This is a genomic window from Microbacterium aurugineum (assembly GCF_023101205.1).
In the GTDB taxonomy this organism is placed as follows: domain Bacteria; phylum Actinomycetota; class Actinomycetes; order Actinomycetales; family Microbacteriaceae; genus Microbacterium; species Microbacterium aurugineum.
In genome coordinates this window covers 1,683,464-1,704,634 of sequence record NZ_CP078078.1, presented here as the reverse complement: position 1 = coordinate 1,704,634, position 21,171 = coordinate 1,683,464, and the positions used below count along the sequence as shown (strand labels likewise).

General features: G+C 66.2%; 23 protein-coding genes. 14 read left to right on the top strand and 9 right to left on the bottom strand.

The features are described from left to right. Positions 1–9: 9 nt before the first annotated feature. From KV397_RS08285 to lnt, 7 genes are read left to right on the top strand one after another with little or no spacing between them, the layout of a single operon-like run. On the top strand, positions 10–921 hold the full coding sequence (locus KV397_RS08285) for an FKBP-type peptidyl-prolyl cis-trans isomerase (RefSeq protein ID WP_153244112.1): 912 nt from the start codon (positions 10–12) through the stop codon (positions 919–921). Next, positions 921–1,913, top strand: coding sequence for a helix-turn-helix transcriptional regulator (locus KV397_RS08280; protein ID WP_232761860.1), 993 nt, complete (start codon positions 921–923; stop codon positions 1,911–1,913). The genes KV397_RS08285 and KV397_RS08280 overlap by 1 nt, the downstream gene beginning before the upstream one ends. Beyond that, complete coding sequence (locus tag KV397_RS08275) at positions 1,910–2,893, top strand: helix-turn-helix transcriptional regulator (protein ID WP_131491014.1); 984 nt, start codon at positions 1,910–1,912, stop codon at positions 2,891–2,893. The genes KV397_RS08280 and KV397_RS08275 overlap by 4 nt, the downstream gene beginning before the upstream one ends. Before the next feature lie 44 nt (positions 2,894–2,937). After that, positions 2,938–3,174 (top strand): twin-arginine translocase TatA/TatE family subunit, encoded by a 237-nt coding sequence (gene tatA / locus KV397_RS08270; protein ID WP_047519604.1) that lies wholly within the window; start codon positions 2,938–2,940, stop codon positions 3,172–3,174. A 57-nt stretch (positions 3,175–3,231) separates the two neighbouring features. Continuing rightward, the gene (gene tatC / locus KV397_RS08265) at positions 3,232–3,990 is read left to right on the top strand and encodes a twin-arginine translocase subunit TatC (RefSeq protein ID WP_131491103.1); all 759 of its coding nucleotides are present in this window, start codon (positions 3,232–3,234) and stop codon (positions 3,988–3,990) included. Further along, entirely contained in the window at positions 3,987–6,461 is a 2,475-nt protein-coding gene (locus KV397_RS08260; protein ID WP_261812601.1) for a DEAD/DEAH box helicase, read from the top strand. Before tatC ends, KV397_RS08260 begins: the two co-directional genes overlap by 4 nt. Before the next feature lie 11 nt (positions 6,462–6,472). Next, a complete protein-coding gene (lnt, locus tag KV397_RS08255; RefSeq protein ID WP_261812600.1) occupies positions 6,473–7,996 on the top strand; it encodes an apolipoprotein N-acyltransferase in 1,524 nt (507 codons plus the stop codon). Here lnt and KV397_RS08250 read toward each other — a convergent pair. From KV397_RS08250 to KV397_RS08235, 4 genes are all read right to left on the bottom strand, one after another. Continuing rightward, positions 7,993–8,376 (bottom strand): RNA polymerase-binding protein RbpA, encoded by a 384-nt coding sequence (locus tag KV397_RS08250; RefSeq protein WP_047519600.1) that lies wholly within the window; start codon positions 8,374–8,376, stop codon positions 7,993–7,995. The two genes, lnt and KV397_RS08250, sit on opposite strands and share 4 nt — an antisense overlap. A 124-nt stretch (positions 8,377–8,500) precedes the next feature. Continuing rightward, complete coding sequence (locus tag KV397_RS08245) at positions 8,501–9,277, bottom strand: glycerophosphodiester phosphodiesterase family protein (RefSeq protein WP_261812599.1); 777 nt, start codon at positions 9,275–9,277, stop codon at positions 8,501–8,503. After that, on the bottom strand, positions 9,274–10,203 hold the full coding sequence (locus tag KV397_RS08240; RefSeq protein WP_052193254.1) for an SPFH domain-containing protein: 930 nt from the start codon (positions 10,201–10,203) through the stop codon (positions 9,274–9,276). The genes KV397_RS08245 and KV397_RS08240 overlap by 4 nt, the downstream gene beginning before the upstream one ends. 8 nt (positions 10,204–10,211) lie before the next feature. Next, positions 10,212–10,685 (bottom strand): NfeD family protein, encoded by a 474-nt coding sequence (locus KV397_RS08235; protein WP_047519596.1) that lies wholly within the window; start codon positions 10,683–10,685, stop codon positions 10,212–10,214. Positions 10,686–10,807: 122 nt separating this feature from the next. Between KV397_RS08235 and KV397_RS08230 the strand changes: the two genes are divergently transcribed. Further along, positions 10,808–11,572, top strand: a complete 765-nt coding sequence (locus KV397_RS08230; RefSeq protein ID WP_047519594.1) for an SDR family oxidoreductase — start codon at positions 10,808–10,810, stop codon at positions 11,570–11,572. A gap of 67 nt (positions 11,573–11,639) precedes the next feature. Here KV397_RS08230 and KV397_RS08225 read toward each other — a convergent pair whose 3' ends face one another. Beyond that, positions 11,640–12,236, bottom strand: a complete 597-nt coding sequence (locus KV397_RS08225) for an HdeD family acid-resistance protein (RefSeq protein ID WP_047519592.1) — start codon at positions 12,234–12,236, stop codon at positions 11,640–11,642. Between the two features lie 183 nt (positions 12,237–12,419). On the opposite strand from KV397_RS08225, the gene KV397_RS08220 reads away from it, so the two are divergent. The 3 genes from KV397_RS08220 to KV397_RS08210 are packed head-to-tail and all read left to right on the top strand — an operon-like array spanning position 12,420 to position 15,618. After that, positions 12,420–12,818, top strand: coding sequence for a helix-turn-helix transcriptional regulator (locus tag KV397_RS08220; protein WP_131491104.1), 399 nt, complete (start codon positions 12,420–12,422; stop codon positions 12,816–12,818). A 5-nt stretch (positions 12,819–12,823) separates the two neighbouring features. Beyond that, on the top strand, positions 12,824–13,234 hold the full coding sequence (locus KV397_RS08215; RefSeq protein WP_153244117.1) for a VOC family protein: 411 nt from the start codon (positions 12,824–12,826) through the stop codon (positions 13,232–13,234). A gap of 29 nt (positions 13,235–13,263) precedes the next feature. Continuing rightward, on the top strand, positions 13,264–15,618 hold the full coding sequence (locus KV397_RS08210) for an excinuclease ABC subunit UvrA (RefSeq protein WP_261812598.1): 2,355 nt from the start codon (positions 13,264–13,266) through the stop codon (positions 15,616–15,618). A 51-nt stretch (positions 15,619–15,669) separates the two neighbouring features. On the opposite strand, the gene KV397_RS08205 is transcribed toward KV397_RS08210, so the two are convergent. Next, complete coding sequence (locus KV397_RS08205) at positions 15,670–16,515, bottom strand: class I SAM-dependent methyltransferase (protein ID WP_261812597.1); 846 nt, start codon at positions 16,513–16,515, stop codon at positions 15,670–15,672. A gap of 123 nt (positions 16,516–16,638) precedes the next feature. On the opposite strand from KV397_RS08205, the gene KV397_RS08200 reads away from it, so the two are divergent. Together KV397_RS08200 and KV397_RS08195 are read left to right on the top strand one after the other, a co-directional pair. Beyond that, positions 16,639–17,196, top strand: a complete 558-nt coding sequence (locus KV397_RS08200; RefSeq protein WP_261812596.1) for an AAA family ATPase — start codon at positions 16,639–16,641, stop codon at positions 17,194–17,196. Positions 17,197–17,242: 46 nt separating this feature from the next. Continuing rightward, entirely contained in the window at positions 17,243–17,665 is a 423-nt protein-coding gene (locus KV397_RS08195) for a DUF1801 domain-containing protein (RefSeq protein WP_165875368.1), read from the top strand. A 62-nt stretch (positions 17,666–17,727) separates the two neighbouring features. Here the strand turns inward: KV397_RS08195 and KV397_RS08190 are convergent, their stop codons facing one another. Beyond that, positions 17,728–18,096, bottom strand: coding sequence for a VOC family protein (locus tag KV397_RS08190; protein ID WP_261812595.1), 369 nt, complete (start codon positions 18,094–18,096; stop codon positions 17,728–17,730). A 76-nt stretch (positions 18,097–18,172) separates the two neighbouring features. Between KV397_RS08190 and KV397_RS08185 the strand changes: the two genes are divergently transcribed. Continuing rightward, the gene (locus KV397_RS08185; RefSeq protein ID WP_131491024.1) at positions 18,173–19,498 is read left to right on the top strand and encodes an MFS transporter; all 1,326 of its coding nucleotides are present in this window, start codon (positions 18,173–18,175) and stop codon (positions 19,496–19,498) included. Between the two features lie 7 nt (positions 19,499–19,505). Here the strand turns inward: KV397_RS08185 and KV397_RS08180 are convergent, their stop codons facing one another. After that, positions 19,506–20,318, bottom strand: a complete 813-nt coding sequence (locus KV397_RS08180) for an arginase family protein (protein ID WP_131491025.1) — start codon at positions 20,316–20,318, stop codon at positions 19,506–19,508. A 90-nt stretch (positions 20,319–20,408) separates the two neighbouring features. Next, positions 20,409–21,155, bottom strand: a complete 747-nt coding sequence (locus tag KV397_RS08175) for a formylglycine-generating enzyme family protein (protein ID WP_131491026.1) — start codon at positions 21,153–21,155, stop codon at positions 20,409–20,411. Between the last annotated feature and the right edge of the window lie 16 nt (positions 21,156–21,171).

The following is a 21,171-nucleotide window of genomic DNA, read 5'->3' as shown; positions in this document are numbered from 1 at the left end:
CTGGAGCGCGTGCGTAAAACGTCCGCCGTTCTGGCCTCCCTCAGCCTTGCCGTCCTCGCCCTGACCGGCTGCACCGTCGCGTCGCCCGACAGTGCTGCCGCCTGTGATCGTGGCACCGACGACAAGGTCTTGAACATCGCCGACGTGAGCGGTGACCTCGGCTCGGTTCCCGACGTCGACGTCTTCGGCCCGGTCAAGACGGACGAGACCTCGTTCGCCGACGTCACCGTCGGGGACGGTCTGGCACTCGGATCGGACTTCCAGCCCGTGGTGCTCGATATCGCCTTCTTCGGCGGAGACAGCGGCAAGGCTCTTTACAAGTCCGAGTTCAACGGCGACCCGAGCCGCGTGCACAGCATCGACTACTGGGCTCAGCGTTCCGCGGGTCTTGCAGACGTGCTGGAGTGCGCCACCGGTGGCAGCCGTGTCCTCGCCGTCCTGACTCCGGAGGACTTCGGGGCCCAGAACGTCCAGGCGTTCGGACTCGACGAGGGGGAGAACATCGTCGCGGTCATCGATGTGCTCGATGTCATGCCGTCGAAGGCGTCCGGTGCGTTGCAGTTCAATGACGCGCGCGGCCTTCCCAGCGTCGTGCGGGCTCCCGACGGCACACCCGGCATCATCGTCCCCGACGTTCCGGCGCCGACCGAGATCGTCACGCAGACGCTGATCAAGGGCGATGGTCCGAAGGTCGAGGAGGGCGACATCGTGGTCTCCAATGTCATGGGCGTCGACTGGGATGAGAAGACCGTGACCACGTCCTCGTGGGGCAAGGACGCGAGCGTGAGCGTCGCCGCCGAGCAGATGGTGGGTGCCACCGTCGGTTCGCAGCTCCTCGTCGTGTTCCCCGCAACAGAGAGCGCTCCCGCCACCGCGATCGTCGTCGACATCCTGGGCGCAGTGGCGGCGCCGACGCAGTGATGGCCGCCCGTATCCCCGCGGAGGAGCGCCTGACGAATCTCGTCGTGGCGCTGATGGCCACGGAGATCGGGCTGACGAAGCAGCAGATCCTCGACAACGTCTCCGGCTACCGCCAACGAGCGGAAGCGGGCACGCGTTCCGATGCGCTCGAGAAGATGTTCGAACGCGACAAGGACGAGTTGCGGACGCTCGGCGTACCGATCGAGACGATCGGTGACGCCGCTGATCCGAACGATCTCCGCGAGGCCCGCTACCGTATTCCGCAGGCAGAATACGACCTTCCGAGTGACATCGTGTTCTCTCCGGCGGAACTGGCAGTGCTGCGTCTCGCCGGCAGCGTCTGGAGCGCGGAGTCCGTTTCCGGGGATGCACAGTCCGGCGTGCGCAAGATCCGCGCTCTCGGGATCGACGGTGACGAGCCGATCATCGGCTTCGCCCCACGCATCACGGCGCGTGACGCGGCGTTCGCTCCTCTCCAGGATGCGATCGAGCGCTGTCGTGTCGTCACATTCGACTACCTGAAGCCCGGCGAGGAGGCGCCGCGGCGACGACGCATTCGTCCCCTCGCCCTCGTCGACTACGAGGCTCGGTGGCATGTGTTCGGGATCGATGTCGATGTCGATGAGGACCGGACGTTCCTGCTGGGCCGGATCGTCGGAGACGTCAAGGTGAGTTCGACGGGCTTCGATGCGTCCCTGCGCGACGGTGCGGGGGAGAGGGCTCTCGCCGGGCTCGAACGCGTCGCGTCGGAGAACTCGGCATTGCTCGAGGTCACGCCCGGCACCGAAGCCGCGCTCCGCCTCGGACGACGCGCGGTTCCGGCGACGCAGGGGATCCATGTTCCCTTCGTCGATCTGCACATCCTCGCGGATGAGCTGGCGTCCTACGGCCCAGAGGTCCGCGTGGTCGAGCCCGCCCCGCTCCGCGATGCGGTGATCTCCCGGCTCCAAGCAGTCGTCGATGCGCATGCTGATGCGGAGGACGCAGGATGAATCCGAAGCCCAAGCCGCTTCTCGCCGCCGAACGGGTCCGGCTCTATCTGACGCTCGTCCCCTATCTCCTCGAACACGGCCAGGTCTCGCTCGCGGAAGCGGCGGAGGAGTTCGGCGTCACGCCGCAGGAGATGCGCGGGATGGTAGAGAAGCTCACCGTCATCGGGCTTCCCGGGGAGTCCGGGTACTGGCAGCAGCCGCAGGAGATGTTCGACATCAACTGGGACCTGCTCGATCTCGAGGACGTCATCGAGATCACGAACGACGTCGCGCTGCGGCGAGTGCCTCGGTTCACCGCTCGTGAAGCCGCGGCCCTGCTCGCAGGCCTCCAGATGGTCGCGGCCGTGCCCGCGGTGTCGGATTCCGGACTCGTCGCGGGTCTCATCTCGAAGTTGTCCCGTGGCGCCGCCGATGCGCCCGCAGATGTCGTCGTCGCGCCGAGCGCGGTCGACGAGGTCCGCGAAGCGGTCGCGCGTGGTCTTCACGACGGTGTCGCGATCTCCTTCACCTACCAGGCCCCTGACGCCGCCCCGACCACACGCACGGTCGACCCGATGCAGATCCTGATCACCAACGGGCAGTGGTACCTGCAGGGGTGGTGCCACCTGCGTCAGGCGATGCGCACGTTCCATCTCGATCGTGTGAGCGCGCCCCAGCTGACGCAGATCCCGATCACCCACGGCGGGGATCACGTACCTGAGGCGTTCGCCGGTCTCGACGACGAGCGCGAGGTCACGGTGCGCGTGCCGGAACGCCTCGCCCCGCTGCTGGCCGGATTCGTCCCCACGGGGGAGCTCGAGGTGGTAGACGGTTTCGTGGCCACGCAACTGCACCTCGCCGACCCGCGCGGGATCAAGCGGCTCGCGGCGCGCTTCGGCGGGGCGATGGAGGTCATCGATCCCGGTGTCGCACGCACGGCCACCAGGGAGTGGGCCGCCTCGGGACTCGCGCTGTATCACCAGCCCGATGCGAAGAATTGATCTGTAGACTGAATCGAACGCTCACCGACGACGGGAATCCTGACATGTTCGCTGGAATGCAAGGCTGGCACCTGCTTATCGTGCTCGCCGTGATCCTCCTTCTGTTCGGTGCCGCCAAGCTGCCGGCGCTCGCGAAGAGCATGGGCCAGTCCGCTCGCGTGTTCAAGGGCGAGATGAAGGCGATGAAGGAAGAAGACGCGACCCGCGCAGATTCGACCGTCGCCGACCCCACCTCGGCCAAGGACTCGGGCGCTGACCCTGAGACTCCGCCTCGCGCCTGACCGGCCGTGGCAGCCATCGAACCGTCCGTGATGCCGAAGGCGGATCGGGATCGACGGATGTCGCTCGGCGCGCATCTCGTCGAACTGCGCAAGCGTCTGATGTACGCGGCGCTGGCACTCGTGGTCGGGATGGTCATCGCGTTCATCGTGGCGGACCCCGTGATCCACTTCATCACGGAACCGATCCGTATCATCACGGAGAAGCGCGGCGATAATTTCAGCGCGTTGAACTTCGGTACGGTCACGTCGGCGTTCGACATGCGCATGCGTATCGCCTTCTCCATCGGTCTGTTCATCTCGGCGCCTGTGTGGCTCTGGCAGATCTGGGCGTTCATCATGCCCGGACTGACCCGCAAGGAGATCAAGTACACCGTCGGGTTCGTCGTCGCGGCGGTTCCGCTGTTCTTCGCCGGCTGCTATCTCGGCGTGATGATCATGCCGCACGTGATCGAGCTCATGTGGAGCTTCACCCCGGACGGCGCAACCAACTTCTACTACGCGCAGGAGTACTACGACTTCGTCTTCAAGCTGATGATCGTGATCGGCGTCTCCTTCGTGCTCCCCGTGTTCCTGGTGGCGCTGAATCTGTCCGGGGTCATGTCGGGCCGGGCGATCCTGAAGGGATGGCGTGTGGCCATCCTCATCGCGACCGTGTTCGCGGCCCTGGCGACGCCGGCAGCCGACGTGGTCAGCATGCTGATGCTCGCCGGAATCCTGATCGTCCTGTTCTTCGCCGCCGCCGGACTGTCCCTCATCTTCGATCGGCGAAAGCGGAAGCGCGACGATGCGTCAGGGCTCCTGCCGGACGCGGTATGAGTTCACCTTCCGAGAAGTACGCCCGGGCGCGCCAGGCGGCCGAGCACCCGGAGTCGTCCGCGTTCGCGGCGTTGCAGAAGTTCCAGCTGGATCCCTTCCAGGTGGCGGGGTGCCACGCGCTCGAGAACGGACGCAGCGTGCTCGTCGCCGCACCGACCGGAGCAGGAAAGACGATCGTCGGCGAGTTCGCGATTCACCTCGCGATGCAGACGCCGACCGACAAGGCGTTCTACACGACACCCATGAAGGCCTTGTCGAATCAGAAGTTCCGGGAGCTGGTCGACGTCTACGGCGCCGATCAGGTGGGACTGCTCACCGGCGACACCAACATCAACGGCAATGCGCGCATCGTGGTGATGACGACCGAAGTCCTGCGCAACATGATCTACGCCGACTCCACGGCGCTCCGGGATCTCCGTTACGTGATCATGGACGAGGTCCACTACCTCGCTGACCGTTTCCGCGGCGCTGTCTGGGAAGAGGTCATCATCCACCTGCCTGCGCAGGTGCGGCTGGTCTCCCTGAGCGCCACGGTCTCGAACGCCGAGGAGTTCGGGGACTGGCTCGACACGGTGCGCGGCGACACCGAAGTGATCGTCTCCGAGATCAGGCCGGTGCCGTTGGAGCAGCACGTGCTCGTGCGGGACGACCTGCTTCCCCTGTTCGATGACCGCGCCGGCCTCGCCACGGCCCAGGTCAACCAGGAGTTGATGCGCATCCGCTCATCGACCACGTCGACGTATGACAACAACCGACAGGCGCAGGCGTATCGGAGCAACCGGCATGCGGGCCGACAGGCGCAGCGCCCTTCCCGAGGAGGCCGCCGTCCCGTCCGTGCCGCGAATGCGCGCCGGATCGAACGGATGGATCGTCCGGGTGTCGTGCGCCTTCTGGAGCGCTCGAACCTCCTCCCGGCGATCTTCTTCATCTTCAGTCGCGTGGGGTGCGACGCGGCCGTGCAGCAGGTGCGTCGCTCCGGCGTCCGTCTGACGTCGACGGAGGAGAGAGCCGAGATCCGGGCCATCGTCGAGGACCGCACCCGCACCCTCCAGGACGAAGACCTCGACGTCCTGGGCTACTGGGAGTGGCTGGACAACCTCGAACGCGGTGTCGCCTCTCATCACGCCGGTCTTCTACCCGCCTTCAAGGAGGTCGTGGAAGAGCTGTATCAGCGCAAGCTCGTCAAGGTGGTGTTCGCGACCGAGACCCTGGCTCTCGGCATCAACATGCCGGCGCGTACGGTCGTGCTCGAGAAGATGGAGAAATTCAACGGCGAGGCACGCGTCGCGATCACGTCGGGGGAGTACACACAGCTCACCGGTCGCGCCGGACGCCGTGGCATCGACGTCGAGGGCCACGCCGTCGTGCAGTGGACCGAGGGGATGGATCCCCAGGCCGTCGCTGCCCTCGCGTCCCGACGCACATACCCCCTGAACTCGAGCTTCCGTCCGACATACAACATGGCCGTGAATCTGATCGACATGTTCGGCAAACCCCGAGCGCGGCAGATCCTCGAGTCGTCCTTCGCGCAGTTCCAGGCGGATCGTGCCGTCGTCGGCCTCGCTCGGCAGGTGCGCGAAGCCGAGGAGTCGCTCGCCGGTTATCAGAGCGCGATGGCTTGTGAACACGGGAGCTTCCCAGAGTACGCCGCGATCCGCCGCGAACTGAGCGATCTCGAGAAGAAGAACCGCCAGGACTCCCAGGCGCCGCGAGCGTCACGGGACAAGCGGATGAAGCGCATCCAGACCCTGCGTACGCAGATGCAGCGCCACCCGTGCCACCGTTGTCCCGACCGCGAGGCTCATGCCCGCTGGGCGGAGCGCTATTGGAAGCTCAAGCGCCAGACAGACCGGATCCGGCGCCAGATCGAGACACGCACCGGAACGGTCGCGCGGGTGTTCGACCGCGTCGTCGAGGTCTTGGAGACACTCGAATACGTGACGCATGATGGCGCGGACACGACGCTGACGGATGCCGGACGCACGATGCGCCGTATCTACGGCGAGCGGGATCTGCTGGTGGCCGAGTCCCTGAGACAGGGTCTCTGGGCGGGCTTGGATGCTCCTTCGCTGGCAGCCATGGCCTGCTGCCTCGTGTACGAACCGCGACGCGATGAAGCCAATTCGGGGGAGCGCGGCCTGCCGCGTGGCGCATTCCGCACCGCCTACGAGAAGACCACCACGCTCTGGGCTGAGTTGGATGACCTGGAACAGGACCACCATCTTCCCGGCAGCGAGCCGCTCGCCGCCGGTCTGGCGGGCGCCATGCACGCCTGGGCGCGCGGGGGAGCGCTGGACCGGGTCCTGATCGACGCCGACATGGCAGCGGGAGACTTCGTGCGCTGGGCCAAGCAGACCATCGATCTGCTGGATCAACTCTCGATCGTCGCGGAGGATGCCGCGCTGGCGCGTACCGCGCGGAGCGCTCTCGACGGAGTCCGCCGCGGCATCGTGGCCTACTCGTCGATGTGAGGGTGGACACGATGCCCGAACGCCCCGCTCCGCAGCGCGCCCTTCTCCCGCTCTGGGCGGCCGTCCTCACCGCGGGGGTCGCCGCCGTCCTCATGGACCTGGCGTATCCGGAGGGGGCCGTCTGGGTTCTCGCTTTCCCCGCCGTGGGGCTTCTGCTCGTCGCGCTGATCGGCCGTCGCTTCGGTGGCGCCCTGCTCGTCGGACTCGTGTACGGGGTTCTCTTCTTCGCGCTCTTGGTGTCGTGGACGTCGCGCTATCTCGGTCCCATCCCCTGGGGCGCGCTCAGTGTCGTCGAAGGCGGACTCACCGCGTTCGCCCTCATTCCGATCGCTCTGGCCTACCGGTGGCTGCCTCGTGCCTTCCCCGGTACCGCAGGGCGCCTCCTGGGGCTTCCGGCTGTCGTGGCCGCTCTCTGGGTCGGCAGGGAGCTCTTCGTCGGCTCCTGGCCCTACGGCGGCTTCCCATGGGCCCGGCTCGGCATGAGCCAGGCCGAGAGCCCGCTCGCCCCCGTGTCCTCCTGGCTCGGGGTCAGCGGACTCAGCTTCCTGATGGTGCTGCTGGTCGCGATGCTGGTCGAGGTGGTGCGGCTGCGCCTGTGGCGGTGGCCGCTCCGACTGTCGGCGCCGGCCGTCGTCATCCTCGTGCTGCTGTTCACCCCGCTCTTCCCGACCTCGCCCTCGGGCTCGATGCGGATCGCGGCGGTGCAGGGGAACGGCCCGACGGGATACTTCGATGAGCGCGAAGCGTTCGCCGTGATCCAGGCGCAGACGGACGCCACCGCACCTCTGTACGGAGAAGACGTCGACCTGCTCGTGTGGCCGGAAGGGTCCTTGGACGCCGATCCGTTCCAGAACGACGCGATCGCCCGGCGGATGACGCTCGTCTCGAACCGCATCGATGCGCCTCTGCTCGCCAACGCGGCGACGGGGCGCGATGACGTCTACTTCAACACGTCGATGCTCTGGACGGCCGACGGCACGGCTACGCAGCTGCACGACAAGAGACATCCGGTCCCGTTCGGCGAGTACGTTCCGGATCGTCCCTTCTTCAACGCGCTGGCGCCCGATCTGATCGGTCTGATCCAACGGGAGTACACGCCCGGATCCAACCCGCCGGTCGTCGACGTGGACGGCGTCACGATCGGCCTGGCCATCTGCTTCGACGTCATCTATGACGACGTCATCTGGGAAGGCCTGAACGACGGCGCAGAGGTCCTGGTGTTCCAGACCAACAACGCGGACTTCCGCGGCACCGACGAGAACCTCCAGCAGCTCGCGTTCGCACGGATGCGGGCGATCGAGACCGGTCGCAGTGTCGTGAACGTGTCGACGGTCGGCACCAGCCAGGTCATCCGCGCGGACGGTTCGACCGTCACGAGCCTCGATGCAGGAGAGGCCGGTGCGATGCTCGACGATGTCGAACTTCGTACCGGCCTCACAGCGGGTGTGCTCCTGGGCCCCGTCATCCAGCAGCTGCTGCTCTGGGGCGGTGTCGGCGCGCTCCTCTTCGGGTGGTGGCGCGCCAGGGGGCGTTAAGCCCCGATCTTCTCCCGCGTCGGGTCTTCTCCTGCACCGCGACGGGCGCGGATGAAGGCGAGGCGCTCTTCCAGGAGCTCCTCGAGCTCCGCACGCGTGCGGCGCTCCATCAGCATGTCCCAGTGGGTGCGTGCGGCCTTCTCATCGCTTGCTTCGAGCGTCACGGCCTCGCCGTCGACGTTCAGACGGGCTTCCGCGCCGCACGCACGGCACTCCCACGTCTGGGGCGGCTCGGCGTCCGCTGCGAACATCAGGTTCGTGACGTGTCCGCACGTGTCACAGGTATAGGTCGTTTCGCGGCGCTCCATGAAAACGACGCCCTCTTCGCTCTGTAGGCTCTGGGCGCCGAGCCGGATGCCGCGCAGGCTGCGATCTGCCATTTTGTGGTCCTCTCGTCGCTGTCAGGTATAACGCTCCAGCCTGTGCGCTTCATCCACGCGGGCGACTTCGCGGCGGAATTCACAGCCGAATCCCAGCGCCGGAGGTTATGGGGCGCGTCGGCGTCTACTTCGCAGAGAGCGTGGCCAGTGCGACGTCGGCACGGTCGGACACGATGCCGTCCACTCCGGCCGCAACGAGTCGGAGCATGTCGATGGGGTCGTTCACGGTCCAGACGTGGATCTCGACGCCGCGGCGGCGTGCGGCGCGGAGCAGGGCCGGGGTGAGTACGGTCAGCTTCCCGTGGCGCTCCGGGATCTGAAGCGCATCGATGTCTTCGAGCACACGACCGGGGGAGAGGTGCAGTGCGGAGAGTGCTCGGAGAGCGGCGATGGTGCGGCTCCCCCCGGAGGTGGCCGGTCGGAGCGCGGCGCCCGCCTTCAGCACGGACGCGACCGTTCCACGGCGATTGGAGTCAGAGAAGCTCGTCACCAGCACGCGGTGAGTGTGGTCGGCGAGGATCGGCCCGAGTGGCTCGACAGCGGCGGACGTCTTCACGTCGACATTGAAACGGACCTCGGGAAACGAATCGAACGCCTCCGAGACGGTGAGCAACCCGCCATGGTCGGCGAACATCTCGCGCAGTTCGCGCGTGCGCACGTCGCGGACGGCTCGCTTGTCGCCCAGGAGGCGATCGAGTGTCGAATCGTGGAACAGCACGACGTCACCGTCAGCGGTCACCTGGCAGTCGGTCTCGACGTACTCGGCGCCGGCGGCATGGGCGGCGGCGATGGCTGCGGCCGAGTTCTCCCAGACGCCCGAGTCCTCGCCGGCCGCGGTGATCAGACCGCGGTGGGCGAGGACTCGGGGATGCCGTGCCTTCGAGAAGTACGGGTGCGTCACGCGCCCGGCAGTGTGTTGGTCGGGCCCTGGCCCGGCTTCGGCGTGAACGCGCTGCCGATGCCCTTGAGCGCCTCGGTGAGTTCGCTCGGGATGATCCACAGCTTGTTGGACTGGCCTTCGCTGATCTTCGGGAGCATCTGCAGGTACTGGTAGGCGAGCAGCTTGTCGTCCGGCGCACCCTGATGAATGGCGCTGAAGACGTTCTGGATCGCTTCGGCTTCACCTTGGGCACGGAGCACCGCAGCCTGCTTGTCGCCCTCTGCCCGGAGGATCTCGGCTTGACGGGAGCCCTCCGCTTCGAGGATCGCCGACTGCTTGGTGCCCTCGGCGGTGAGGATCGCCGCGCGACGGTCACGCTCGGCGCGCATCTGCTTCTCCATGGAGTCCTGGATCGAGATGGGCGGGTCGATCGCTTTCAGCTCGACGCGTCCGACACGGATGCCCCACTTGCCCGTCGCCTCGTCCAGCACGACGCGCAGCTGGCCGTTGATGTTGTCGCGACTGGTGAGCGCCTCTTCGAGGTTGAGCCCACCCACGACGTTACGCAGGGTGGTGGTGGTCAGCTGCTCGACGGCACCGAGGTAGTTCGCGATCTCGTAGGTGGCGGCGCGGGCATCGGTGACCTGGAAGTACACGACGGTGTCGATCGAGACGACGAGGTTGTCCTCGGTGATCACCGGTTGCGGCGGGAACGAGACGACCTGCTCGCGCATGTCGATGAGCGGACGAAGACGGTCGATGAAGGGGACCAGGATGTTCAGACCTGGCGTGAGCGTCTTGTGGTAGCGCCCGAGGCGCTCGACGACGCCGGCAGTCGCCTGCGGAATGATGCGGATGGCCCGTGCGACGGTGACCACCACGAAGATGATCACGGCGATGGCGAGGATCCATCCGATCGCTGCGGGGATGAACGATGCGTCGTCCACGGGAACTCCTAGTCGTTGACGGGTCGGACGATGGCGGTGGCGCCGTTGATCACGCTCACGGCGATCGGCGCCCCCGAGGGAATCGGAACGGGGGTCGAAGTCCGCGCGGTCCAGGTGTCGCCGTTCGCGAGCTTCACTTGCCCGGAGATCTGGGTGATCTCACTCAGGGCCACACCGCGCAGGTCGAGAAGGGCGTCGACGTTCGATTTCGTCGGATCCTCCCCGCGGTGCAGACGCTTGAGCAACGGGGGCCGGAGGAAGAGGATGAAGACCGCCGCAGCGGCCGCTGCGATGATCACCTGCACCCACACCGGCACACCCAGCAGATCGGTCACGAGACCGACGACGCTGCCGAAGGCGAGCATGAGGAACGTGAAGTCCAGCGAGAGCATCTCGATGACGAGGAAGACGGCGATCAGGACCAGCCAGCCGATCCAGGCCCATTGGTCGATGAACGTGACGAATGTCGTGAAGTTGTCCATGCGGCCTCCTTTCTGGTCAACGTACCACGCGGAGGCCCGCCCATCGGGGTGCCCCGGCGCGCGCTTGATAGTGTGAGAGGGCCGTGCGATCACGGCTTTTTCACGCATCATGAGGAGTCACCGTGACCGACGTTCTTCCCGCAGGATCCCTCGAAGGCAAGGTCGCGCTTGTCACCGGTTCATCACGCGGGATCGGCGCCGACACCGTGCGCTACCTCGCCGAGGCCGGCGCCGATGTGGTCATCAACTACCGCAACAAGGCGCCGCGTGCGGAGAAGCTCGCCACGCAGCTGCGCGAGCTCGGTCGCCGCGCGCTCGTCGTCGGCGCGGATCTCACCGATCCGGCCTCGGTCGCCGAGATGTTCGAGGCGGTCCGCGCTGAGTACGGACGCCTCGACGTGCTGGTGCTCAACGCGTCCGGTGGCATGGAGTCGGGGATGGCGGAGGACTACGCGCTCACGTTGAACCGTGACGCGCAGCTGAACGTGCTCGAGGCTGCGACGCCGCTGCTCGGAGACGGTGCACGGGTGGTCTTCGTCACCAGCCACCAGGCCCACTTCATCCGCACCACGCCCACGATGCCGGAGTACGAGCCGGTCGCGCTGTCGAAGCGAGCCGGGGAAGACGCGCTTCGTGAGCTCATCCCGAGCCTTGCCGAGAAGGGGATCGGCTTCACGGTCGTCTCCGGAGACATGATCGAGGGAACGATCACTGCGACCCTGTTGGAGCGGGCGAACCCCGGCGCGATCGCCGAGCGGCGGGAGTCGGCAGGCAAGCTCTACAACGTCTCCGAGTTCGCTGCCGAGGTGGCCAAGGCCACGGTCGATCCTGTTCCGGCTGACAACACACGCCTGGTCGGCGATGTGAGCGCGTTCGCCGCGGAGTGACCTCCGACCTACGGAACGGCCCCGTCCTGCTGGATGCAGGACGGGGCCGTTCTGTTCGCGGGGGAGATCAGCTGGCCGTGTCTCCCTGAACGGCGGCCACATACTCCTTCTCGTCCTTGCCGAGCGTGAAAGCGCGCACGATCTGGATGATGCCGAGAACGATCAGCGAGATGCCGAGCAGCAGCCAGAATGCGAAGCCGGCGATCAGCGGCGAGAACAGGACGATGATTCCGGCGACGATGCTCAGGAGCGCGTAGAGAACGGTCCAGACGCGCGAGCCATCGCTGCCCAGAAGCGTCAAGGCCACGACGCCATCGACGATCCAGCTGATGCCGATGAAGATCACGACCACGAACGCGAGCGTGGCCGCGGCTGCATTCAAGTTGAAGAACGCGATGATGCCCGCCGCGACGTAGAGCAGTCCGAGGACGATGTGCCCCACGCGGGCCCATCCGCCCTTGGCGCTCGAGAAGATGCCCAGCCCGATGTAGACGAGTCCGGCGACGACCAGGTAGGAGGCGAAGATCGCCGTCACGATGACCGCGGACTTCACCGGCCAGACGAGGAGGACGATTCCGGCGACGAGCGCGAGAACACCGGCGACGGCGAGCGAGATGCGAATCGATTTGAACAGTGACTTCGCCTCGGTGAGTGGTTCAGACATGGTGGGGGACCCCTTTCTGAGAAGATCCTGTGAGGATGCTTCCTCAGGGTAGCGCCCTCACCGCCCCAGATGGGGAGGAGTCGCCGTTCGCGTTTCATTCCGTCACACCAGGACACCCGGCGTCATGGCACTATCGACTTCGTGACGGGTCCGGATGATGCGCGCTTGCGCGAGCTCACAGTGATGCGAAGAGTGCGGGATCGCATCGATCGCGAGTATGCCCGGCCGCTCGATGTCGAGGCGCTGGCCCGGGGTGTGCACATGTCGGCGGGGCACCTGAGTCGGTGCTTCCGGGACGCATACGGCGAATCGCCGTACTCGTACCTGATGACGAGACGGATCGAGCGGGCCATGGCGCTCCTGCGCCGTGGCGACCTCACGGTCACCGAGGTCTGCTTCGAAGTCGGCTGCTCATCGCTCGGCACGTTCAGCACCCGGTTCACCGAGCTGGTCGGTGTCTCACCCCGCGTGTACCGTGAACGAGCAGCGCACGTCGAAGGGATTCCCTCGTTCCAGGCCAAGCAGGTCACACGACCGATCAGGAATCAAGAAGCACCCCGCATCGATGCCCATCTAACGTGAAAACCATGAACATCAGCATCCACTACGCCTTCCTGCCTCACACCGACGCCGAAGCTGCGCTCGGGTTCTACCGAGATGCGCTCGGCTTCGAGGTGCGCAACGACGTCGGGTACGACGGTCTCCGCTGGCTCACGGTCGGACCGGAGGGACAGCCCGAGACATCGATCGTGCTTCACCCACCGGCAACCGACCCCGGCATCACCGACGCCGAGCGGCAGACGATCCTCGAGCTGATCGCCAAGGGCAGCTATGCCGCGCTCACCCTCGCGAGCGACGACCTCGACGGGCTCTTCGAACGGCTCGTCGAAGGCGGGGCAGACGTCGTGCAGGAACCCATGGACCAGCCTTACGGCGTCCGCGACTGTGCTTTCCGGGATCCGGCAGGCAACCTGCTCCGTATCAACCAGGCCGCCTGAACCCTCCACCGAATCGACGAAGGACGCTGATGACCACCGAGCACCCCGCCGACACCCACGACCTGATCCGCGTTCAGGGCGCGCGCGAGAACAATCTGAAGGATGTCAGCGTAGAGATCCCGAAGCGACGTCTCACCGTGTTCACCGGCGTATCGGGTTCAGGCAAGAGCTCCCTCGTCTTCGACACGATCGCCGCGGAATCCCGCCGGATGATCGATGAGACGTACAGCGCTTTCGTGCAGGGATTCATGCCGTCGGTGCCGCGTCCCGACGTCGACGTCCTGGAGGGGCTGACCACGGCGATCATCGTCGATCAGGAGCGACTCGGCGCGAATCCGCGCTCGACCGTCGGAACGGTCACCGATGCCAACGCGATGCTGCGCATCCTGTTCAGCAAGCTCGGGCAGCCCTACATCGGCGGACCGACGGCCTTCTCTTTCAACATCCCGACGCAGAAGGCCAGCGGCGTCATGACCGGTCCCGGCGGCGAGAAGAAGATCGTGAAGGATGCGATCTATCTGGGCGGCATGTGTCCGCGTTGCGAGGGGAGGGGAGCGGTGTCGGACCTCGATCTCACGCAGATCGTCGACGAGTCCAAGTCGCTCGATGAGGGCGCCATCATGGTCCCCGGCTACACCGCCGACGGGTGGATGGTGAAGGGCTTCTCCCAGTCGGGGTTCTATCCGTCCGACAAACCGATCGCGGAGTTCACGGACAAGCAGCGGCATCTGTTCCTCTACGGCGAGGTCACGAAGGTGAAGATCTCGGGGATCAACATGACCTACGAAGGTCTGATCCCCAAGATCACGAAGGCGATGCTCTCGAAGGATCTCGACGCACTCCAGCCGCACATCCGAGCCTTCGTCGAACGCGTCGCCACTTTCGCGGTCTGCCCGGAGTGCGACGGCACGCGGCTCACTGAAGGTGCGCGCTCTTCGAAGATCGAGGGCGTCAGCATCGCGGATGCGTGCCGAATGCAGGTGACCGACCTGGCTGAGTGGGTGCGCGGCCTCGATCTTCCCGGCGCCGGACCGCTCTTGCAGGCGCTCAGCGCCAACCTGGACGCATTCGTGACGCTGGGACTGGGATACCTCAGCCTCGAGCGGCCGTCGGGCACGCTGTCCGGGGGAGAGGCGCAACGCATCAAGATGCTGCGGCACCTCGGCTCCTCGCTCACGGACATCACCTACGTGTTCGACGAGCCGACGATCGGCCTGCATCCGCACGACATCCAGCGGATGAACGGCCTGCTGCTGCAACTGCGCGACAAGGGCAACACCGTCCTCGTCGTCGAGCACAAGCCTGAGACCATCGCGATCGGCGATCACGTCGTGGATCTGGGGCCAGGAGCCGGCAGCGCGGGCGGAGAGATCTGCTACGAGGGCTCGGTCGAGGGGCTGAAAGCGAGCGGAACGAAGACCGGAGATCATCTCGAAGACCGCGCGACGTTGAAGGACGAGGTGCGAACGGGGTCGGGAAAGATCGAAGTGCGCGGCGCGTCGGCGAACAATCTGCAGGACGTCGATGTCGATATCCCCACCGGAGTCCTCACCGTCGTGACCGGCGTCGCCGGGTCGGGCAAGAGCTCACTCATCCATGGATCGGTGTCCCATCAGGATGGCGTCGTCGCGATCGACCAGGCCGCGATCAAGGGGTCCCGCCGCAGCAATCCTGCCACCTACACAGGACTCCTCGAACCGATCCGGAAGGCGTTCGCGAAGGCGAACGGCGTGAAGCCGGCGCTGTTCAGCGCGAACTCGGAAGGCGCGTGTCCGTCATGCAAGGGGGCGGGCGTCATCATCACCGAACTCGGTTTCATGGACACGATCGAGACGCCGTGCGAGGACTGCGGAGGTAAGCGCTTCCAGGCAGGCGTGCTGGAGTACAAGCTCGCGGGCAAGGACATCACCGAGGTCCTCGATCTGCCGGTCGCCGAGGCCCGGGTCTTCTTCGGCGACGGCGAGGCGAAGCTGCCCGCCGCGGCGGCGATCCTCGGTCGCATGGAAGACGTGGGACTCGGATATCTGTCGCTCGGGCAACCGCTGTCGACGCTGTCGGGCGGCGAACGCCAGCGTCTCAAGCTCGCGATCCAGATGGGGGAGAAGGGCGACGTCTACGTGCTCGATGAGCCCACGACAGGTTTGCACCTCGCGGATGTCGACAAGATCCTGGGCCTGCTGGATCGACTCGTCGACGCGGGGAAGACCGTGATCGTCATCGAACACCATCAAGCAGTCATGGCGCACGCGGACTGGATCATCGACATCGGCCCCGGCGCCGGTCACGACGGCGGGAAGATCGTCTTCGAGGGAACCCCGAGAGATTTGGTATCCCAAAAGGCGACGCTCACGGGGGAGCACCTCGCGGAGTACGTCGGAGCGTGAGTCGGGCAGGGGGATAGTCCGCCCGGCGTTGCGCCCCGCTTCGTCGCGGTCTCAGTCCCGGCGGGCGATGATCGTGTACGTGCACGGCAGCTTGTCGCGCTCTGCATCGGGCCAGGCATAGCCGCCGGGAACCTCCACCATGCGGTCGCTGAAGCGCCACGGCAGCGTTCGGCCTTCGTCGAAGTGGATGAGTCGGAGACCAGCGCGCAACAGAGCGCCGAGGATCTCGGACAGGGGGTGCGGCCACTCGTACGTACGCGTGTGAGCGAGGCGTCCGTCGCCGACGTAGGTGCTGTCGTCATCCCACTGCTGCGCATGCCCGGTCGCGAAGTAGGAATAGCGTGTGGTGAGCTCAGCAGCGTTCTCATCGAGTGCGTAGAGCGCGGGATGGCCGTCTCGGATGAAGAACATGCCGCCTGGGCGCAGCAGGGCCACGATCTGGGCGGCCCACCGGTCCAGGTCGCTGAGCCAGGTGATCGTCCCGATGCTCGTGTAGACGACATCGAAGACGCCGTCGACTGCGGCACGCGCATCGAGAACGTCGGTCTCCACCCAGGTGGCGTCGATACCCAGGCGTGCAGCAAGCTGGGCGGCAGCACGGAGCGCGGACGGCGAGAAGTCGACGCCGGTGACTGTGGCGCCCGCTCGAGCCAGCGAGACCGTGTCGGTGCCGATGTGGCACTGCAGATGGCACAGGTCGAGCCCGGAGAGCGAACCGGACGGAAGGAACGACTTCATCGCGACCAGATCGTCGCGCACGACGTCGCTGAGATGAGCCGGGTCGTCGAACGTGTCGAGTCCGTACGCTTCTTCGTGCACAGGCACGCGATCTTCCCAGTTCGCCTGGTTCGCCAGCCGCGCAGATTCCCAGTCGATGTCGACGTTGTTCCCGTTCACGCAGCGAGCCTATCGAGCACCCCACTCTCGCTCGAGTGATATCCGATAATGCACATTATGTCAGTTTGTGTCGATCAGGTCTCTCCTCCTCTCGCTGCGGCAGGAACTGCGAGGATAGGTTCGATGACTCCCACCGGCAGTGACTCCACGTGTCTCGTCATCCTGCGCGGCGACGCCGCGTCAGGCAAGACGACGACGGCGACGGCGTTGCGGCAGAATCTCCTCGGGCGGCGGGTGGCTCTCATCTCTCAGGATCACTTTCGCCGCGAGGTGCTGCACGACCCCGATCGGCGCCGGCTATCCCGGGACGCGAGCACGCTGATCATCGGTGCAGCCAGACAGGCGTTGGACCTCGGATATGACGTCATCCTTGACGGGATCTTCAATCTCCGCGATTATTCCGACATCTTCGAACGCTTGCATCTCGATCACCTCGGAACCACGCTCATCTACCAGTTTGACGTCGGGCTCGACGAGACGATTCGGCGTCATGCGGGAAGACCGCTCGCGACCGCCTTCGGAGAGGACGAGCTCCGCGAATGGTACGACGGATGGCAGCCCCTCCCCTGGTTCGAAGAGACGCGAGTGGGCCGCGAGGTGTCGACCGACGAACTGGTGTCATCGATCCTGCAGAACCTCGGGCGTCCGGGGCTACACAACCCGACGAGCGAAAGCGCGTAGTCCGAAGTCGGCATCGACGAATGAACCTCGGCGATAGGCTCCGATCGTGGACAGAGTGAAAGATGACGTGTATGGGTTCCTGGTGGCGGCGTCACGCGCCGATGAACTCGTGCGCTTGGACGAGATCATCCGTGAAGCGCTGCCTGGGGTGGACCGTGTGCTGTGGCGAGGCAAGATGTGGGGCGGCACGGAACAGGCGATCGTGGGCTACGGCACGATCGCTCAGCCCCGCCCTCGGGGCGGAAGCGTCGACTGGTTCCTCGTGGGGCTCGCGGAGCAGAAGAGCCACTTGTCGGTCTACGTGAACGCGGCCGAGAACGGCGAGTACCTTGTGCGTGCGCGCGCTCATCAGCTCGGGAAGGTCAAGGTCGGCGCTGCGGCGATCACCTTCCGGTCGGTCGACGACCTTGACCTCGCTGAGTTCCGCTTGTTGCTCCAAAAGGCGCGGGAGATCGAACTCCCTGGATAGCACGTCTCCGTCACGCTTCGTAGCGCCTGGGCCGCGGTGAGATGAGAGCCCCGGCGGGACTCCTACTGTGTGGACCAGACGCCGAGCTCGTTGCCCGTCGGGTCTGCGAAGTGGAGGCGTCGTCCACCGGGGAACTCGTACGGCGCCTGGAGGATCGCGCCGCCGGCCTTCTCGATCGCAGCCTGCGTGGCGTCGAGGTCTTCGGAGTAGAGGAGCACGAGAGGACCGCCGACCGGCCGCGGCTCATCCGCGAGCATCAGCCCACCGGATTCATTGCCGTCGTCGCGCGGTGAAACGATCCCTGCGTATCCGGGGCCGTAGTCGTGGAAGCCCCAACCGAAGGCCTCACGGAAGAAATCCTTCGACTTCTCCAGATCGGTGACGACGAGCTCGATGTAGTCCAGTGAGTGGTGCAGAGGTGAACCTGTCATGACGCCACCGTAGCCACCGTCACCGACAACGCTCCGAGGGCACTGAAGCCCGGTGGCAGAGGAGTAGCGTTGAGGCGTGCCGCCGGTCTCCCCCTCTCCCGTGTCGACCCCGGGGTTGCGCGCATGGATCATCTGGTCGGTCGGTGTCGCGGCCTACGTCCTCGCCATCACGAATCGCACGTCCCTCGGCGCGGTCGGCGTCGAAGCGGCGGACCGGTTCCAGGCGGATGCGTCGACGCTCGCCCTGTTCGCCGTGGTGCAGCTCGCCGTCTACGGCGGAATGCAGATTCCTGTCGGGGTGCTCCTCGATCGCTTCGGATCACGACCGATCATGACGGTCGGCATGCTGCTCATGGCGGCTGGTCAGCTGACGATGGCGCTGTCTCCGAACATCGGGATCGCGATCTTCGCGCGTGTGCTGCTCGGCGCCGGCGACGCCGCGATCTTCCCCGCCGTGCTTCGACTCGTCGCGACCTGGTTCCCCGCGCAGCGCGGACCGCTGATGGTGCAGTTCACCGGAATCATCGGCCAGGCCGGCCAGCTGATCGCGCTGGTCCCGCTCGCGGCGCTGCTCCACGCGACGACCTGGAGCATCACGTTCGGAAGCATCGCGGGACTCGGTCTGCTGTTCGCGATCCTCGTGGCGCTGGTGATCCGCAACCATCCCCCGGAGCAGGGCGCGGACGTCACCGTCAACACGGATACGGGTGTGGTCCGCGTCGTCACGTCTGCGATAGACACCGGTGTCGGCATACGCGCGGCGTGGGCTCACCCCGGCACCAGGCTCGCCTTCTGGTCGCACTTCACCACTCCCTTTGCGGGTACTGCTTTCGTGCTGCTGTGGGGAATGCCGTTCCTCACCGCCGGTGAGGGTCTCGACACCGCGCACGCCGCCGGCATCATCTCTGTATATGTCGTTGCGGGAATGTTTCTCGGGCCGATCATCGGCGACCTCTCCCGCCGACACCCGAATCACCGCTCACTCGCGCTCGTGCTCCCCGCCGTCGGCGTGCAGATGGCAGCGTGGATCGCTGTCATCGCTCTCCCCGGAGCGGCGCCGATCTGGCTCCTCTACGTGCTGGCGATCGCTCTCGCCACCGGTGGCCCCGCTTCGATGATCGCCTTCGACCACGCTCGGACGCACAACCCGAGTCATCGTCTGAGCACCGCGACCGGTGTCACGAACGCGGGTGGCTTCATCGCCGCATTGATCGCGATCTTCCTGATCGGACTCGCGCTCGACCTGCAGGGCGCGGGGACCCCAGAGACCTATTCGCTGGAGGCCTTCAGGATCGCCTTCCTCATGCCCATCCCGCTGTGGATCCTCGGGGTGACCTTCATCCTGATCGAACGCAAACGCACTCGGATCCGCATCGGCCTCGATCCGGAACGTCGGCGCTGAGGGACGCTCAGCGGAGCAGGTGCTGGAGTGTCTCCACGATCAACTCGACGCTGACGCGCTCCGGCACCTCCGCATCGCCTGCTTCGAACTCCGCGAGTTCGATCCCCCGCACGGAGTCCGGCGGTAGCGCAGCGAAGATCGCGGCGATCTGGTGAGGCAGCAGTCCTCCCCCGACGCGGTACGCGGCAGGGATGTAGCCAGGCTCGAGGACGTCCCAATCGACGTGGATCCACACCGGGCGACCCGCGACCGACTCGAGGACGCGCTCGGGCGTGCTCTCCGACGGGGGGATGACGGTGACGCCGGCATCGGCGAGCAGCTGCTCCTCAGCGGTGTCGATGTCCCGGCCACCGACCACCACCACCTTTCTCGGATCGAGGCCCGCCCCGTGCCCGCTGTTCCAGAGCCCACACGCAGCGGCCAGGACCATACCTCCCAGATACCCGGAATCGGTCGTATCGGGTGTGTTGAAGTCGCCATGCGCGTCGATCCAGAGCACGACGGCCTCGGGATGATGCGCGGCCGCCGTCGGCAACGTGCCGAGGCTCGCCGCGCAGGTGTTGGTGATCAGAAGAGGCGTCGTGCCATCCGCGATGGCTTCGCTCACCGCGGTGCGCAGCCCTCTCAACGTCGTCTCCGCTTCGGGAAGTGCGACGGACCAATCATCGATCTCGCTCGGTGTCGGCGTGCCGATGATCAGCGGGTCGACAGCGAGAAGTGACGAGACCGCCTCGCCGACGCGTCGTGCACCCGCGAGCGCCCCATCGGTGCGGTCGGCGACGCGGCCCTGGGAGACGATGAGCGAATATTCCGATGCCATGGAACCAGCTTTCCACCCGTGCTGCTCCCCGCCAAAACCGTCGGACAGCGAGCCTTCCCTCTGCGGACTTCGGAGACTGCGAGAGAGACGTCACCGTCGACGCGGCGTCCAACCCGACGGAAGCGGCCCGTCCTGCACAGCACGCTCGCGGTCGGCTCGAGCCGACCACCCCTGCGCTTGTTCGAGCGTGTCGAACGCCCCTCGAGCAAGCCGGAGGCCGACGTCTTCGTGATGCATCCGCGGCGCTCCCCCTCGGCGGACCGAGGCGCGGACACTCCACGCATCGTCAGCGAATCCGCCCCCGCGGAACACCCGGTAGTCGTCGTAGCGGGCAGGATCCAGGAGGTCCCAGCACCACTCCCATACGTTGCCGAGGGTGTCGAAGAGACCGTGGAGGTTCGGGAGCTTCCCCCCGACATCTTGCGGAGACGAGACGCCGTCCGCACTCGTCCACGCCGCATCGGCCAGAGGCGCATAGTGCGGCCCGGTCGACCCCGCCCGACACGCGAACTCCCATTCCGCCTCGGTGGGCAGTCGGTAGCCGTCGGCCGTCGTGTCCCAGGCGACCTCCTCGCCGTCGAACAGATAGACCTGGTCCAACCCTTCCCACTCGGAGGCGGCGTTGCAGAAATGGACGGCGCGCAACCAGCTCAGGTCGGCTGCGGGGCGACGCGGGTGGCGCATCGGAATGCCCAGTACCTCGGTGAGCTGCGCCTCGGTCACGGGGTACACGCCGATCTCGTACGGCTCGAGCGTCACCTCACGCTGCTCACCGCGTCGCGCATCGCGGAGGGTCACGACCCCGGCGGGGATTCGCGCGAGCTCGATGTCGGTCACTTCGCGTCACTCCGCG